Source organism: Terrilactibacillus laevilacticus (genome assembly GCF_006517395.1).
GTDB lineage: Bacteria > Bacillota > Bacilli > Bacillales > Sporolactobacillaceae > Terrilactibacillus > Terrilactibacillus laevilacticus.
This window is the reverse complement of the sequence record NZ_VDCY01000001.1, coordinates 198138-215590: the sequence shown is the minus strand read 5'-3', so window position 1 is coordinate 215590 and position 17453 is coordinate 198138. Positions and strand designations below refer to the sequence as shown.

Sequence of the window (17453 nt, the reverse complement as noted above, 5' to 3'; positions counted from 1 at the left end):
TGACGGAAAACCTTCCCATCAATTTCTGGGAAGGTTATTAATTTAGAGGGGTATTGATATCCGTCGTGACTATATCCCCTTTATATATCCGTGGTTCCTCGATATTAATGGTCTTTAGTCCTGGAGGGGTTGCAAGGTCTTTATCCCATATTTTTTCAATTGGGATATGATTGTAATAACCATTGATCATGCGATAGACAATTGGATGCGTCATAACAAGCAAATGATGACCTCGATATTCATTTAGAATATATTTCAATCTTGGCAAAACCCTTTCACGTACTTGGTAGAAATCTTCCCCTTTATCATTCTTAAAAAGATGGGGATAATTCCAAAACAGTTCAGATTGTACAGGATTAGATTTTTCTATATCTGTCATCAATTGACCTTCCCAATCACCAAAATTCATTTCTAAAAAATGTTCATCTTGAATAATGGGTACGTTTCTTGTTCCCCTAATCATTTGAGCAGATTCCAATGCTCTTGGGCTTGGGCTTGAAATGATAAGGCTTAATGATGAATGTCGTAAACTCTCACACATAAGTGCTGCCTGGCATCTTCCTCTATGTGTTAATAATGAATTTGTTCGTCCTTGAAACCTACCTTCAACGTCCCACTCAGATTCAGCATGTTGGGCTAAATATAGCTTTTTCATCATCCTTCCCCTTCCACATAATTCCCCATTGCTTAAATATTCGATTTATAGCCTTCATATCCCTTTTTTTCGAATAATCTTCAATAAATTGGGGGTATATATGGTTAAGGTAATAATATATATACATATATAAGATATATTATTATGAGATGAATCAATACTTTGCATGCATAAAAGCCATTGTAAGCCACATAAAGCATTTCATTTTTGGGAGTTTTTTTACCATCAAAATGGGGTATTACGAAGTAAGAAACAAATTCAAGAGATCTCACGATACATCAAAATAATCCACCGTAACCTGTTATGTACATAAAAAAACTGTAAATATAGTCACTAACTATATTTACAGTTCAAAATTATAAATTGGGATTAATGAAGTACTCGTTGAACATGTCCGCTAAAATGTGATTTCCAGTAAGAATTATTCATACTTACAACAGCAACGCCTGTACTACTTTGTGATCCAATAAAACTTCCTCCACCAAGATAAATACCAACGTGACCATCTTTTTTATATGTATCAAAGAATACGAGATCCCCTGGTTTCATGTCACTTGGACTAACTCTTTGTCCAACGCCACTTAAAGCCGAAGTCGATGATGGGATAGAAATTCCATTTGCTCTAAAAGCAGCGGAAACAAATCCTGAACAATCGAATCGTCCATTAGCAATGTCTGATGCCGAACGTCCTGCACCAAATACATAAGTAGAACGCCCAAAGTATTGTCGTCCCCATGATAAGATACCTGAAATTCCACCAGAAGAAACTGATGCGGACATTGTTAAATTGTTAGATTTATGAGATGGTGCTGCTGCTTTCATTTTTTTAGGTTTAGCTGAAGGTGTCTTATCTGTCGAATCTGTTGAATTTGTTGAATCCGTCGAATCTGTAGAATTTGTCAAATCAGTTGAAACGGCTGTATGTTTTTCAACCGGTGCACTTAATTTTGTTAGAGTCGGTTGGCTATTATTTGTTTTTTCTTCAGCTGTTTGGGCTGATTTAATGTCTAAAGCTACTTGTTTAAGCTGTGCAATATTCTTTTCAACGTTTTCTTGTTTACTATTGAGTGCTTTCATAGCTACTTGTTTTTGAGTTTGTAATGCTTGAACTTCCTGAAGCATTCCGCGTAATTGTTCTACTTTCTTTTCAGACAAAGCAAGTTTTGTTTGCACTTGTTCTTTCTTAGTACTTAGATCTTTCTCATCTTTCTTTTGATCATCGATGATATTTTGATCCTGCTGAGTTATTTCATTTACGGCGAAGGTGCGTTCAAGAAAATCACCAATACTTTTTGAACCTAAGATGACATCTAGAAAACCAACGGAACCACCATTAACATAAATTGATTCCAAACGGTCTTTTAGAAGTCCTTTTCTTTTTTCGATTCGATCTTGAATATCTTCAATTTGTGATTGGAGAGTCGATACTTCGTCTTCTATTTTACTAATTTTGACTTGCGTATTTGACACTTGACCAGTAAGGTCTAGAACTTTCTTATTCATACCATCAATATCCGCTTGAAGTTTTGCTTTTTGAGATGATAACTGATCTTTCAATGAAAGTTGTGCTTGCGTTTTATCGTTAATTGTAGATAATGATTCTTTTGCATATGTAAAGGATGGTACTAAACTTCCACAGGTCACACTTAAACTCAGGGCTAAAGTTACAGTTAGCTTCTTCTTCATAGTTCTCCTCCCAAAAATCACGTTTCTTTTCTAGTAATCTCTATATCTATGTAAGTTTAATATTTAAATGGTGACTTTTTGAACAACTTCTATTACTGAAACTATTATACCATCATGAACCCCTCTAAATATATTAAGCTTATATTTCGGTATGAAATATATTTGTAACATTTTGAGATAATCTTATTTATTTTGTCGATTATTGCTTGTTACATGTTTGTAAAAAATAAAAAATGTTCAAACAAATAAAAACAATTATTTGAATCTCATGTTTTAGGACAATTTGCCCTTACATAAAATAAGGTATACACAGTTTAGTTTGAATGGTTAAGCACGCCTTCAAGAAGCACTTTTTGAAATATTAAAAGCATCTAAAGAAAAGAGGTTCATCATGTATATTATTATTGGAAGTATTATTTTAGTGAGTCTTATTATCAATCAATTAAAAGAACGACCATTAACAGCTAAATTATATAGGCTTCCTTTATTACTACTTTTTACAGCTTGTTACTCAATAACACAAATGCCTTTTATTAAATTCGGTGACCTAAGTATTTTAAGTTTAAGTTTATTTCTATCATTTGGTTTTGGAATGTTACAAGGTCGCTATACTCCGCTTATCAATCATGAAGGTGCATGGTACATTGCTGGATCTGTTATTTCATTAGGTGTTTGGTTTATCTCTGTCCCTATCCGTTATTTATTAAAGTATATTTTTATTTCGCTGTTTCACTTAACCCTTCATCTAAATGGTCCTTCTAGTTACGTCATTTATCTCTTTTCGATTGCAGGCATACTTTTAGGACGGTACACCATGCTCTGGCTCAGACATCCTTCACTTGTTAAAAATGTGGCGCAAAATGAACAAAAGCTCAAAAAAATCCGTGGGGTTAGATAGATTCAATAGATTAGGTAATGTTATAGAAGCGTTCATATTTTAAAACAATGTAGATATTAATGGTGATTTTATTTAATTGAAATGAATTTTTTATCTCGCATTAACAGGCATTAAGATAAGACCCCTCCCCTCTAGGTAATCAGTGTAAAAAGCGTTCCTAAGTGGGGATAACTGCCCGTAAAGCCCGATTGGTTAAACTAACAATAAGCAGGGGAAGAAGAAAACCCCCACTGATTGAAGTTTCATTTTATAAGACTTGTTTCAACTTTCATTATAATCATAAAGTTTGAATCTAAGCAGACGAAATGACATAGGCCATAGCTCCATTTTCTTTTTCACAATACAGCCTAACCCATCATACAATAATTTAGAATATCAAAGGAGTTGATATGATGGGCTGTGAAACAGAAGGAAAAGGCGCATACGGATTTGGATCAGGATTCGCATTAATTATTGTATTGTTTATTTTACTTGTCATTATCGGAACAGCATACTGTTATTAATAGTTTTAAAAGGAGTCGTCATTCCGACTCCTTTCTTTTGCTTTAAAAAGCAGGTCTAAATAATCAGTCATGCTCACTTTAAGTGTATGTTCGAAAAGATGACAAATGAAAAGGGTTACTGGCTAAGTACGCTGGCATCCTGCAAGAACGCCAGTACTAGCCCGTCCTGGGCGACGGAGGCTAAGAGCGGCACAGTTCCTTAGGATCGGGGCATCCCTCGCGTTGTGTTTGCTCACTCAAGGCGCCAGCCCCAGGACGTGAGCGATTTTAGCCAGAGATTCTCTTGCATCCGCTACATGAGGACAGGAAAAAACAAGCGGTCGCCGAGGATTCGTGCTTATCATTTGGTAGCTTTTTAAAGCAACCTCTTTAACATCGTTATTAATTAATATTTACAAACAAGGTATCAATTGTCTCTCTATTACATATATATACACTTAATGGTGTGAATTTTGGTACAAGTCGTTCAATCGAATAACTATTTAATTTCATTGAAAAAATATCTGTCTGGACTGCTCACTTCATTTTAAACATGATGAGTATCATATCGATATTATTCATGTATAAAACGTTATCATTTCCATTTTCTGGTTCGCTGTAATTCTTGACTTTTACAGTTAAAGAGCTATAATTATTAAGAAATTGTTAACTCTTGAGTATCATGCCATATATTATTAATAACAGGATTGATCTAATTAAAATGATTTTGCAAAAACAAAATCATTTTATTCTCTTTTTGCAAGTATAATCATCAGATTATGCCTGCATTTTTCATGTAATATGAAGGTTACTGTCTTAACTCCCGTTTATGGGATATTTTACACAAAATCCGGAAATCGACAGTACACTGATAAAATAGTCATTGGGAGGAAAGAATATGAAACTTTCAATTCTAAAATTAAGGACTCTATTAAATAAGAAGTATTCACTTTTTCTACTTGTTACTGTCCTATTTTGGCTAAAAACGTATTTCACATATGTTACCCAGTTTAATTTAGGGATAAACAATAATATGCAAAAATTCCTATTGTTTATTAACCCAATCAGTTCGGCACTACTCTTCTTTGGTATAGCCATGATCTTTAAAGGACGCCTGCAATTTATCTTAATGATTATTATTAATTTCATTTTATCGGCTTTATTATATGCAAATGTCGTCTATTATCGATTTTTTACTGACTTTATAACTGCACCCAACTTATTACAAACAAAAAACTTTGGTGAACTCGGTGGAAGCACTAAAGCCTTAATGAAACCTTACGATGTTTTGTTTTTTGTGGATACTATCATCCTGATTTTACTCATAGTATTTAAAGTCGTAAAAGTTAAATCAAAGCGTGTCGGTTCTCGTGCAGTATTAACCATCTTTGCATGTGCTATTATGACATTTATCGTTAATCTAAGTTTAGCTGAAGCAGACCGACCACAGTTATTATCTAGGACTTTTGATAGAAACTACTTAGTAAAATACCTAGGAGCATACAACTTTACCATTTATGATATTATTCAAAATACACGATCATCAGCACAAAGAGCGTTTGCTGATAGTAGTGATGTAAATGATGTCGTAAATTACACAAAAGCTAATTTTGCAGAACCGAACAAGGTTTATTTTGGTAAAGCTAAAGGAATGAATGTGATGTATATTTCTCTTGAATCCTTTCAATCCTTTGCTATTAACTACAAAATGCCAAATGGCCAAGAAGTCACACCATTCTTAAATTCATTAGCTCGAGGAAATGATAGTACAGTATATTTCAGTAATTTCTTCCACCAAACCGGTCAAGGTAAAACATCTGACGCTGAATTTATGATGGAAAATTCATTATATCCACTACCTCAAGGCTCAGTATTTACAACAAAAGCTCGTAACACGTATGAAGCAATGCCACAAATACTGAAACAAAAAGGATATGAATCTGCGGCTTTCCATGGTAATACAAAATCCTTTTGGAATCGTGATGAAATGTATAAGTCACTTGGATATGATCGTTTCTTTGATTCCAAATATTATAACATGTCACCTGAAAATACAAAGAATTACGGTATGAAAGACAAACCATTTTTAAAAGAGTCGATTTCTTATATCAAAAATCTTCACCAACCTTTCTACTCTAAATATATTTTATTATCTAACCATTTCCCATTTGGAATGGATAAAGAAGATACAGATTTCCCTGAAGGTGATTTTGGTGATAGTGTCGTTAATAAATATTTCCAATCTGCAAATTATATGGACCAAGCCATTGAACAATTCTTCAATGATTTGAAAAAAGATGGCCTATTTGATAAAACCGTCATCGTCTTATATGGCGACCACTATGGTATCTCCGAAAATCATAATCCAGCAATGGAAAAAGTTCTTGGCAAGAAAATTACACCTTTTGAAAATGCTCAATTACAACGTGTTCCGTTATTCATTCACGTTCCTAATATAAAAGGTGGAGAAAACAAAACTTACGGTGGAGATGTTGATGTTAGACCTACCGTGATGCATTTATTAGGAATTAACTCAAAAGATTATGTTCAATTCGGCAGTGATTTATTTTCTAAAGAACATCATCAAATTGTTCCTTTCCGTAACGGTGATTTTGTAACTGATAAGTACACAAGTGTCGGCGGAACGCTTTATGATAATGCAACAGGTACAAAAGTCGATAAATCACTTGGTAAAGATGCCGATGCGATAGTGAAAAAACAACTTGAGCTTTCTGATAAAGTGGTATATGGTGATCTACTCCGTTTCTATAAACCTAAGGGTTTTAAAAATGTAAATAGAGAAGCTATTAATTACGCTATAGATCAGGAAAAAATACCAAAACGATTTTTATCAAAATAATAACTAAAAAATCTCCCAATAAACCGGGAGATTTTTTTTATGCTTTTTAAAATATAAAGTATTGGTGCAACTAGGCCTCTATCTGCGTCTTATCGGCCCCGCAATCGTCAAGTCTTCTTTATGCCTCTATTCCTTAACTTAACTTGGGTGAACCATTTTCTTTGGATCAACATAAGCATCGAATTGTTGTTCTGTTAAGATTCCTGTTTCTAAAGCCGCTTCTTTCAATGAAATTCCTTTTTGATGAGCAAGTTTTGCAATTTGAGCGGATTTTTCATAACCAATATGTGGGTTAAGAGCTGTGACTAACATAAGCGACCCATGGAGATACTTATTAATTTGATCTATATTAGGTTCAAGCCCTTCAAGGCAGTTCTTATTAAATGATACCATGACATCTGATAATAATTGAACAGATTGGATGAAATTATAGGCTATGAGCGGTTTAAAGACATTTAATTCAAAATTACCTTGGCTTGCAGCAAAGCCTATTGCACTATCATTTCCCATCACTTGAACGGCAACCATTGTCACAGCTTCTGCTTGTGTTGGATTAACTTTTCCTGGCATAATAGAACTTCCAGGTTCATTTGCTGGTATCGTAATTTCCCCTATTCCACATCGAGGCCCACTAGCTAACCAACGTACATCATTAGCTATCTTCATAAGGTTTGATGCTAATGCTTTTAAAACGCCATGAACAGTGACAAGTTCATCATGACTAGTAAGGGCATGAAATTTATTTTCAGATGAGACAAAATCATTTCCAGTTAGATGACTTAGTTCTTCTGCAACCATTCGTCCAAAATCTGGATGTGCATTAATTCCAGTTCCAACAGCTGTTCCGCCAATCGCTAAGGATGATATGTAAGGAATTGTTTGATTTAACATACTCTCAATGTTTTTCATCATATAAGCCCAACCACTAATTTCTTGTCCAAGAGTTAATGGTGTGGCATCCTGTAGGTGAGTTCGTCCAATCTTAATAATATCATTAAATTCTTTTGATTTAATCTCTAGTGTTTTTTGCAATTGATGTAATGCTGGAACCAGTCTTTCTTTAATAGCCATAACCGCAGCAATATGCATCGCTGTAGGAAATGTATCATTTGAACTTTGGGATTGGTTCACATCGTCATTTGGGTGAATTCTTAGTTGCGTCTTTTGGGTGTCTAATATCCGATTCCCAAGGTGAGCAAGAACTTCATTCATATTCATATTAGACTGTGTTCCACTGCCAGTTTGCCATACAACTAATGGAAACTGATCATTCCATTTGCCTTCTAAAACCTCATCTGCTGCCTGTTCAATAGCCTCAGCCTTATTCTTATCTAATTTGCCTAATCTTTGATTAACGCTGGCAGCTGCTTTCTTTAGCAAGGCAAACGCTTGAATAATTTCTATTGGCATCTTCTCTTTGCCAATAGCAAAATTTTGTAAACTACGCTGGGTTTGAGCTCCCCACTGAGCATCTGTTGGTACCTTTATTTCTCCTAAAGTATCTTTCTCAATTCGAAATTGTCCCACAAACTCGACCCCTTTTACCTATTAAATAGTGAACTAATAATAGCTTATCAAAAAAGATTGAAATAGCCAATTGGCTCTTAAAATGTTAACAATCATTCTTTTAAAATTTGTTTTTACGAACCTTTATAATGATCTATCTGCCTATATCGATTTTTTACACCCAATCTAAACAAAAACATCCCACAGGTAGTTTTTACTACTTTGGGGGATGTTTTTTCATACTCACATTTATTACTTTGGCCTAATAGCACTATCCTTACATATAAATAAAGGATAAAAATTTTTCTTAACTAAACGGCTCATCTTCTTTTTTTATGCTTTGAGCGACTTCTTTTGCTTTTGATACTAAAGATGAAGATTGACTACTTAATTGATTACCAACTGTTTTTGCCATGCCCACTGATTTATTAATGACCTCTTTTGATTGTAAATCTTTACGAAATTCTTGACCAGATTTTGGAGCAAACATTAAAGCGGCAAATGCACCAACTGTTCCACCTACAATGCCACCAATAATTAATTCTTTGGTACTAACACCACTTTGATTTTCTTTGTTTTTGCAACCCATCGTCTAAATCCTCCTTCGTCATGTTTTACATATCTTCGCTTTTTAATGTACTAACTTATATTTTCCCTTAGGTTCAGTAATTTAAACCTAACCAAATGAAGAATATATGTCTATCTATAGTGTACCAAAGCTTGCCATTACAATCTAATAATCAACATTGAAATAGAACTAGAATTATTTAAAATTTAAAATTCAATTAAAGTATATTTCTTTTTGCCTCTCCGAATTAAGGTATACTTGCCGTCAATTCGATCTTTTTCATCTAGAGTATAGGCCAAGTCCGTTTGTCTTTCCCCATTAATATAAATGGCTCCATTCGAAATGTCTTCTCTTGCTTGACGTTTTGATGGAGAAACTTTCGCTTCAACAAGGAGATCAATTAATCCAACAGTGTCCTTGTTCTCACGTTTATGGGATGGAACGTCTTTAAATCCTACTTGGATATCTTTTGCCGACAATGACTTTAAATCACCATTAAACAGGGCTTCAGAAATGTGGACAGCTTGATTGAACGCCTCTTCACCATGTGCGAGTTTTGTCATTTCTTCGGCTAAGCGTTTTTGAGCTTCTCGTTTTTCTGGTTCTTCTTTTACTTTTCTTTCATATTCTTCAATTTCATCTTTCGTTAAGAAGGTAAAGTATTTAAAGAAATTAATCACATCATCATCGCTTGTATTTATCCAAAATTGGTACCATTCATATGGGGTTGTTTTTTCAGGATCTAACCAAATCGCTCCACCCATCGATTTTCCAAATTTCGTTCCATCACTTTTAGTGATTAAAGGGAAGGTCAAACCAAAAGCAGGTTCTTCATGTCCCTCGCGTCGAATTAATTCAAGCCCTGCCGTAATGTTTCCCCATTGATCACTGCCACCTAACTGCAAACGGCAATTTTCTTTTTCATATAGATTTAAGTAATCAAACGATTGTAACATCATGTATGAAAATTCTGTAAATGAGATTCCTCCTTCAAGACGTGAGGCAACAGAATCTTTTGCTAACATATAGTTTAACGGAAAATGTTTTCCTATATCTCGTAAGAAGGCAATGAGAGATAAATTCCCTAGCCAATCATAGTTATTGACAATAGTCGCTTTTCCATTGAAATCCAAGAAACGGCTTAGTTGCTCTCTTATACGTTCAGAAAAACCTTCCACAACGTTATGCTCATTAAGTTGGCGTTCAGTAGATCGACCACTTGGATCACCAATTAATCCTGTTCCTCCTCCAACTAATGCAATAGGCAGGTGACCTGCCTCTTGAAAGCGAATCATGGTTACGATAATCATAAGATGACCAATATGGAGACTGTCACCAGTTGAATCGAAACCACAGTAAAACTTCAATGGTTTTTTTAAAGCTTCTCGTAATCCTTCTTCGTCTGTTACTTGATTAATTAGACCTCGGTATTTTAAATCATCTAATAAATCCATATTGAATCCTCCTCAAATTCCAAATCAGTTGCCAATTGACAGCAGATAGTTTAATAAGTGACCGTTTTAGCAAAAAAAGCAAAATAAAAAAGCCCTCCAAAAAGGAGCGCTGTTCGCACGGTACCATCCTTCATGATCAAAAAACATCATTTCTGATCACTTAATTACATAACGGCTGTTCACCGTTTCCTGCTACTACTATTTCCCAGGAAAAACTCAAGGAGGTAATTCGCAATTATCTATACACTGATTCGCACCAACCATCAGTTCTCTTAAGGCATGGAGATAACCACTACTTATTCCTATCATCGTCATTAGCATATAACTTATACATAGTTTTACACAAAGAAATCGTTTTTGTCAACTGAATATCTAATTTTTTCATTCCATAACTTCTATCTGTATCATAATAAAAAAGATCTCAAAGAATAAAAATCCTTGAGATCTTAATAATTAGCTTTACTCGGTTTTAATGTGAATATCATTATCTAGAACATCAACAATTAAAGTCTTGACTTGATTATTTTCGAGTAAGACATCTGAAATACCCGCTTCAACTTTTTCTTCAATGACACGTCTAAGTGGACGTGCACCGAAGATTGGATTATAACCTAATTCAGCAAGTTTCTGTTTAGCTTGATCTGTAATCACTAAATCTAATCCTCGTTCTGCTGCAATCGATTTTGTCTCTTCTAACAATAAATCTACAATTTTTTCCAGATCTTGTTTTGTTAATTGATTGAATGAAATAATACCGTCTAAACGGTTAAGAAACTCTGGTTTAAAGTAAGATGAAAGATTGTCAAGGATATTTGGTTTTGTTTCTTCTTGTCCACCAAATCCTACTTTAATCGTTTTATCCAATACTCCAGCATTACTTGTCATGATAATAACAGTATCTTTAAAGCTAACCGTACGTCCTTGGCTATCTGTTAAACGTCCATCATCTAGTATTTGTAAGAATAAATGTAAGATATCTGGATGCGCTTTTTCAATTTCATCAAGCAAGAGGATGCTATATGGTTTTCTGCGTATTCTTTCTGTTAGTTGGCCAGCTTCATCATGACCAATGTATCCAGGAGGAGAACCAATTAATTTGGAAACGGCGTGTTTTTCCATATATTCGCTCATATCTAAACGAATCATAGCCTCTTGATCACCAAACATCTCCTCAGCTAACGTTTTCGCAAGTTCAGTTTTACCTACACCCGTAGGACCAACGAATAGGAAAGAGCCAATCGGTCTTGAACCTCGTCTAAATCCAGTACGATTACGTCTGATGGCACGAGCGACTTTTTCAACCGCTTCTTTTTGTCCGATGACTTTTTTATTCATTTCATCAGCTAAATGAACCATTTTATTTTGCTCATCTTGTTGAAGTTTTCTTACTGGGATACCTGTTCGATTTTCTATAATTTGTTCAATCATATCCACATCGACAACAGAAGAGTGATGTTGTTCGCCTTCTGCCTCTTCCAATTGTTTCATCAAAGCATTTTCTTCATCACGAAGTTTAGCTGCTCGTTCATATTCTTCATTTTTAGTCGCTTCAGTTTTTTCATTCTTAATTTTTTCTAGTTTTTCTTTTATACTACTTTCATCCTGTGAAGTAGCCATTAAGTTCACTTTAGATCCCGCTTCATCCATTAGATCTATCGCTTTATCAGGTAAGAAACGATCTTGGATATAACGGTCGGACAATGTCACACAGGCTCTGATGGCTTCATCTGTGTATTTTACATCGTGATATCTTTCATATTTGGATTGAATTCCTTGTAAAATTTTTATGGCTTGTTCTTTAGAAGGTTCATTAACCATAATAGGTTGGAAACGACGTTCAAGAGCAGAATCTTTTTCAATTTGACGATATTCATTTAATGTCGTTGCGCCAATAATTTGAAGTTCTCCACGAGCTAGGGCTGGTTTTAAAATATTTCCTGCATCCATGGAACCTTCAGCGGATCCGGCACCGACTAGTTGATGCACCTCATCAATGAACACAATGACATTTTTTCTTTGTCTTAATTCATTTATTAGTTGTTTCATTCTTTCTTCAAATTGACCGCGAATACCTGTATTTGCAACGAGAGAGGATACATCTAGCAAGTAAACTTCTTTTCCTGAAAGTTTGGCGGGTACACGCCCTTCTACAATTTTAAGAGCTAGTCCTTCAGCTATTGCCGTTTTACCAACCCCTGGCTCACCAATGAGGACAGGATTATTTTTGGTACGACGGTTTAGTGTTTCAATAACTTGTTCAACTTCCTTTTCACGGCCAACAACAGGATCAATTAGACCTTTTCTAGCAGCATCAGTGATATTATTTCCTAATTCATCGAGCAAACCACCACGATGGTTTGATGAGTATCCGGTTTTTGGTTGTTCTTGATTTAAACCATTATGACCCATCATATTGAACGCCATTGATGGTTGCATAAATTGATTGATCATATCTTCAAATCCACCACCAAATGGTGTTGGTATTTTCATTTCATTTCTTAACTTTTTATAACAATCTTCACAAAGATTTAAATGTGTTAGTTTTCCATTCACTTGAATATTCATTTCGATTACAGCAGGATTTACATTACAGTTATTGCATTTCATCGCAATGCCTCCTTAATTATTTATCATAAAATCCGGTCAAGTTTGACTTTGACTATCTTTGACCTTATGTCTATATTATAGTCTGACCTTCTTTGACTTTCAAGTGTTTAGAATCATTTTTATAAAATTTTTCACCAAAAAACCTTAGACAGTTGTCTAAGGTCGAAGTGCTTAAATATATTTTATTTTATTTCACTATCAATACAGGAGCATTCACTTCTTGAATTACTCGATTACTGACACTTCCGAGAATCATTTTTCCAAATGTCCCCATCCCTCTATTCCCCATAATTACCATATCAACTTTTTCTTTATCTGCAAATTGACAGATTTCTTTAGCGGGGGATCCAAATAAATGTTTTGTGTTGACCAATACATCACTTTCAGCATGAAGTTGATCTTTTAATGTTTTTAGCAATTTATTCCCTTGTGCCCTTTCCAGTTCATGTACATTAATAACTAATTGTTCCGTATCCTCCGCATAAATTGGGAAGTAAGCAGGAGAAGTGCTTACATAAAGCAAAGTAATCTGATATTGATCTTCTCGACCTTTTGTTAACTTTAAAGCTTCATTAATCGCACGTTTTGATGGTTCCGAGCCATCAACAGGTACAAGAATGTTATACATTGAATCCACCATCCTTATCGTCCTATTTTATGATTTGAAAGCCTTTTCCATCTTTTATTATACCACGATTATGAATGATTCTAACTAGGCAAACGTGACAAATTGTTAGCAATTTTTATCAATTACTACTTATTATATTATACAGGTAAACAACTATAGAGTCATTTCCATTAAAGGAATGACTCTATAGTTTAATAAAACGCTTTTGAGATAATAATATTCACAATATTTTTATTTATATCTTTTATTGTTTGAACGTTAAAGCCATTTATAAGATAAACTGAATTAAGACCTGTTGAACTTGTATATTGGACCTTTCCTAGTTCACTTTCTATCTCGTTAGTATCATTGGCATCTACATTCTTTAAAGTAATATAGGATAATCGATTTTTAAACCCATTCATATTAACAAGACTAGAATCAAATTGTTCTCTATTACCCTCTGAAGTTGCATTAATCAAAAGATCACTGTATTGCTTTTTTATATTGGAAAAATCTTCTGTTTCAAACCACTTATTTAGTTCTTTATAATCCGTTGGTATTCGGCGTTTACTCATTATTTCAGATAATAAGGATAGTTCCGTTTTAGGCTTGTTTATTACTTGATAATCATCAATCGTTTGTATCATTGATTGACTAATCCAACCATATTCATTATCTATCAATTTTATTTTCACCCAATTTAATCCTGGGTCATTTATATCAACTTTTTTTTCAATAATATTATAAGACATGCCAATATTTGAGACATCGATAACACGACTATTAATGTCGTTGTTTGTGCGAATGTTAACATTTTCCTTTTTTACAATAGCAATATCATATTTTTTTGGTGATTCTATTTCTTTTTCTTTTGCAATGGTCTTACTTTGATTATCAACTTTATTTATAGCGCTATAATTTGATGTTTTACTATCCACAAAGCGATTAATGACATTAGGATACATAAACCATATTCCCGCTAAAATAACGATAAATAAAAGTACAGTTAACAAGATATTCCGTAGTAAATGACCCTTTTTTTTCGGTCTTGACCGTCGCAAATCGCCTTGAGCAAGTTCTTGTTCATTGTGTTCGCGAGCCTTTTCTTGTAAAGCCTTTTGTTCCGCTTTGGACATTTTCTTATAGTCCTTTAAGAATTGTTCATACTTTGGCATAACGTCTTCCATCATACCATAATCTTTCACTCTTCCATATTGAATCCATAAGGCTTTTTCGCAGAACTTTTTCATTTGACCGATGGAATGACTGATGAAGAAAATGGTTTTCCCTTTTTCTTTAAATTCATTCATCTTAGCCAAGCATTTGTCTGTAAACGTTTGGTCTCCTACGGATAGTGCTTCGTCAATAATGAGAATATCTGGATCAATGTGAACTGAAATAGCAAAACCTAACCGAGATTTCATTCCACTCGAGTAACTTTTCACTGGTTGATCAATAAATTTTCCGATATCCGCAAATTCAATAATTTCAGGTTCTAAATCTCTTATTTCTTTTTTGCTAAAACCGAGCATTAAACATTTTAATTCAATATTTTCTCGACCAGTTAATTCGTTATTTAAGCCAGAAGCAATAGCGATCAAAGAAGCTTGTCCATTAATCTCCATTTCTCCAGAAGTCGGAGGTATGATTCCAGATAAGATATTCGATAAAGTTGATTTACCTGATCCGTTAACCCCAATAATTCCGATAACGTCACCTTGTTCAGCTTCAAAACTTATACCTTGCAAGGCATAGAAATCTTCCCCATATCCTTTTGGTGAAATTAGATCTAATAGTTTTTCTGACGTTTTTGAATACATTTTATATTTTTTGGTGATATTACGTAAAACAACTGATTTTGTCATAAATACACATCCATTATAAGTAATCCACAAACCGATCTCTAAATTTTAAATGTATCATTGATCCAAACATAAATATAATTCCAACTACGACCCAAAAATAAATCGTATACTTAAAGTGAATGATCGGATACCATGATGTTCCCAGTATTGAAGATCGATAACCTTCAACAAGATAATACAAAGGATTAAACTTCATGATACTCAATATTAAACGGCTGCTCTCTGAAGTTGGCTTTATAACCCAGAGAAAGGGTACTAGATAGATCATCATTCTCATAATGGCTTGGACGATCTGATGCACATCCCGAACAATCGTAGATAACGTTGACGTCACTAGAGACACAGCTAATAAGAAAACTAGAGTGGCAAACATAAAATAAGGCAACTGAAGCATATAGATTGATATATGGTAATCTGTAAATTGAAAAATAATAATGATAATAGCCGTTAACATCAAATGTTGGTAGAATTTTGCCATAATGACATAACTAGGGATTGCACTCATAGGAAAACTCATCTTTGCCACAAAGCGAATCCGAGTATATATAGACCTTGATCCCTGCTGGATAGCCGAGTTAACAAAGAACCAGAGAATAATACCTGACAACATCCAAAAAAGAAAAGGTACTGTTGTGGAATCTATACTTACTCCTTGATTCCTTCTTATTCCGAATCCGAAGACAAACCAATAGACTCCAATCTGAATCATTGGATTAATGATTTCCCAAAGCATCCCAAGGTAGTTATTCGTATTACTACTTTTCATTTCGTACATTGAAAGTCTACGTATTAAGTAAAAGCTTTTAATTTGTTCTTTTATTACTATCATTGCTGATTTCATGTAATTTTTCCTTCCCACTGTCTTCAAAAACACAAAAATAAAAGTTAATTCGTTCTTCCCCAGTGATATTATAAGCAATTTGTTTGTTTATGACAACTTCACATGACATAGGAACCTAATGTGACATGTTAAAAAACACTCGGTTCACTACTTTTTCCGTTGCATGTCCATCTTCTAGATGACAAAATTTATTGTGAAAAATATTAAATGAACTTGGGAGAGCAAAATTATTTAATTCCATTTGACGAATTGACTGTATAACTTCCTCTGTTGTTTTCAAAAGAGGTCCGGGTGCATTTTCTTCAAAATTGAAGTAAAAACCTCTTAATTGATCACGATAGGTGTCAATATCATAAACATAAAAAAGCATCGGTCTTTTTAAATTGGCATAATCAAAAAAAACAGAGGAGTAATCTGTTATTAATAAGTCTGCCAGTAAATATAGATCTCTTATATCTTCATAATTTGAACAATCGTATGCAAAACCATGATAGGATGATAAATCTAAATTCTCAGAAACGAGATAATGTAAACGGAATAGGACAATATATTTATCTCCAAGTTCACTTTTTAAAAGATCTAAATCTAAATGCATATTAAATTTGTATTTTCCTTTTGAATAGTATTCATTATCCCGCCATGTTGGTGCATATAAGATTATTTTTTTATTAAGGGGTAAATCTAATTTCTTTTTTAATTTTAAAATATACCCTTCTTTATTTTGATGAAACAAGACATCATTTCGTGGATAACCTGAATTAATCATTTCTTTATTAAATTGAAAAGCACGCTTAAAAATATTCTTGGAATAATCATTAGGAGATACTAGATAATCCCATTTACTCGCTTCTTTACAGAAATTTTTTTTGTATTTTTTTGTATTAGTTCCCGGCATGTGTACCTCTTCAATATCAGTCGCTAATTTTTTTAATGGTGTCCCATGCCACGTTTGCACATAGACTGTATGGTTAGGTTTAGGGATCCAAAGTGGGAACCGGCTATTCGTTACCCAATATCGCGATCGCGTCATAAGGAATAGCCATCTTACTGAAAATCTTTTCACATAGTGTATATCTTTATTTTTGAAATTATCAAGATAACGTTTATCTACACTCCAAATCATTTTAAAATCCGGATGTTTTTCTTTCATATATTCATAAATTGCTCTAGGATTACAGCTAAATTGCTTGCCGAGAAAGCTTTCAAATACAATTAATTTCTTGTTTGCAGGTAGATGGCCTAATAAACGAAAACACCATTTATATGCTTTTTTTATTAACCTGTGATTTCTAATTTTCGACTTATATGAACGTAAATAGAAGATTGATTTATTTTTCTTGAATTTTTTAGGTTGGCAGTGTTTTTTTACTGAATGTGTTTGTTTATGATATATTCCTAAAAAACTTACAATCTTCATATGT

At 33.8% G+C, this 17453-nt stretch carries 12 protein-coding genes, 1 pseudogene and 1 other annotated feature; of the genes and pseudogenes, 3 read left to right on the top strand and 10 right to left on the bottom strand.

What is annotated here, in order from left to right:
• Positions 1-37 precede the first annotated feature (37 nt).
• Positions 38-658 (bottom strand): histidine phosphatase family protein, encoded by a 621-nt coding sequence (locus tag FG390_RS00905; protein ID WP_141189139.1) that lies wholly within the window; start codon positions 656-658, stop codon positions 38-40.
• A gap of 366 nt (positions 659-1024) precedes the next feature.
• Positions 1025-2341, bottom strand: coding sequence for a coiled-coil domain-containing protein (locus FG390_RS00900; protein WP_141189138.1), 1317 nt, complete (start codon positions 2339-2341; stop codon positions 1025-1027).
• Between the two features lie 391 nt (positions 2342-2732).
• Here FG390_RS00900 and FG390_RS00895 point away from each other — a divergent pair, with 391 nt between their 5' ends.
• The 3 genes from FG390_RS00895 to ltaS all read left to right on the top strand — a co-directional run bounded on the left by FG390_RS00895 (position 2733) and on the right by ltaS (position 6581).
• On the top strand, positions 2733-3239 hold the full coding sequence (locus FG390_RS00895) for a hypothetical protein (protein ID WP_141189137.1): 507 nt from the start codon (positions 2733-2735) through the stop codon (positions 3237-3239).
• Between the two features lie 389 nt (positions 3240-3628).
• Positions 3629-3742, top strand: coding sequence for a YjcZ family sporulation protein (locus FG390_RS00890; RefSeq protein WP_219995036.1), 114 nt, complete (start codon positions 3629-3631; stop codon positions 3740-3742).
• An 877-nt stretch (positions 3743-4619) separates the two neighbouring features.
• Positions 4620-6581 carry a lipoteichoic acid synthase gene (ltaS, locus tag FG390_RS00885; protein ID WP_141189136.1) on the top strand — a complete coding sequence of 654 codons (1962 nt, stop codon included), beginning with the start codon at positions 4620-4622 and terminating at the stop codon, positions 6579-6581.
• Between the two features lie 138 nt (positions 6582-6719).
• Here the strand turns inward: ltaS and fumC are convergent, their stop codons facing one another.
• The 8 genes and pseudogenes from fumC to FG390_RS00845 form a co-directional block, all read right to left on the bottom strand.
• Positions 6720-8108: a class II fumarate hydratase gene (fumC, locus tag FG390_RS00880; protein WP_141189135.1), complete on the bottom strand. Its 1389-nt coding sequence runs from the start codon at positions 8106-8108 to the stop codon at positions 6720-6722.
• 286 nt (positions 8109-8394) lie between these two features.
• Positions 8395-8676, bottom strand: a complete 282-nt coding sequence (locus FG390_RS00875) for a YtxH domain-containing protein (protein WP_141189134.1) — start codon at positions 8674-8676, stop codon at positions 8395-8397.
• A 185-nt stretch (positions 8677-8861) separates the two neighbouring features.
• Entirely contained in the window at positions 8862-10109 is a 1248-nt protein-coding gene (tyrS, locus tag FG390_RS00870) for a tyrosine--tRNA ligase (RefSeq protein ID WP_141189133.1), read from the bottom strand.
• 99 nt (positions 10110-10208) lie between these two features.
• Positions 10209-10427: a binding site (T-box leader), on the bottom strand.
• Between the two features lie 141 nt (positions 10428-10568).
• Positions 10569-12716 carry an ATP-dependent Clp protease ATP-binding subunit gene (locus tag FG390_RS00865; RefSeq protein ID WP_141189132.1) on the bottom strand — a complete coding sequence of 716 codons (2148 nt, stop codon included), beginning with the start codon at positions 12714-12716 and terminating at the stop codon, positions 10569-10571.
• Between the two features lie 187 nt (positions 12717-12903).
• A complete protein-coding gene (locus FG390_RS00860) occupies positions 12904-13356 on the bottom strand; it encodes a universal stress protein (protein ID WP_141189131.1) in 453 nt (150 codons plus the stop codon).
• Positions 13357-13535: 179 nt separating this feature from the next.
• Entirely contained in the window at positions 13536-15191 is a 1656-nt protein-coding gene (tagH, locus tag FG390_RS00855) for a teichoic acids export ABC transporter ATP-binding subunit TagH (protein ID WP_141189130.1), read from the bottom strand.
• A 13-nt stretch (positions 15192-15204) separates the two neighbouring features.
• Positions 15205-16032, bottom strand: coding sequence for an ABC transporter permease (locus FG390_RS00850; RefSeq protein WP_141189129.1), 828 nt, complete (start codon positions 16030-16032; stop codon positions 15205-15207).
• 115 nt (positions 16033-16147) lie between these two features.
• Positions 16148-17377, bottom strand: a pseudogene (locus tag FG390_RS00845) (CDP-glycerol glycerophosphotransferase family protein); the annotation flags it as partial.
• Between the last annotated feature and the right edge of the window lie 76 nt (positions 17378-17453).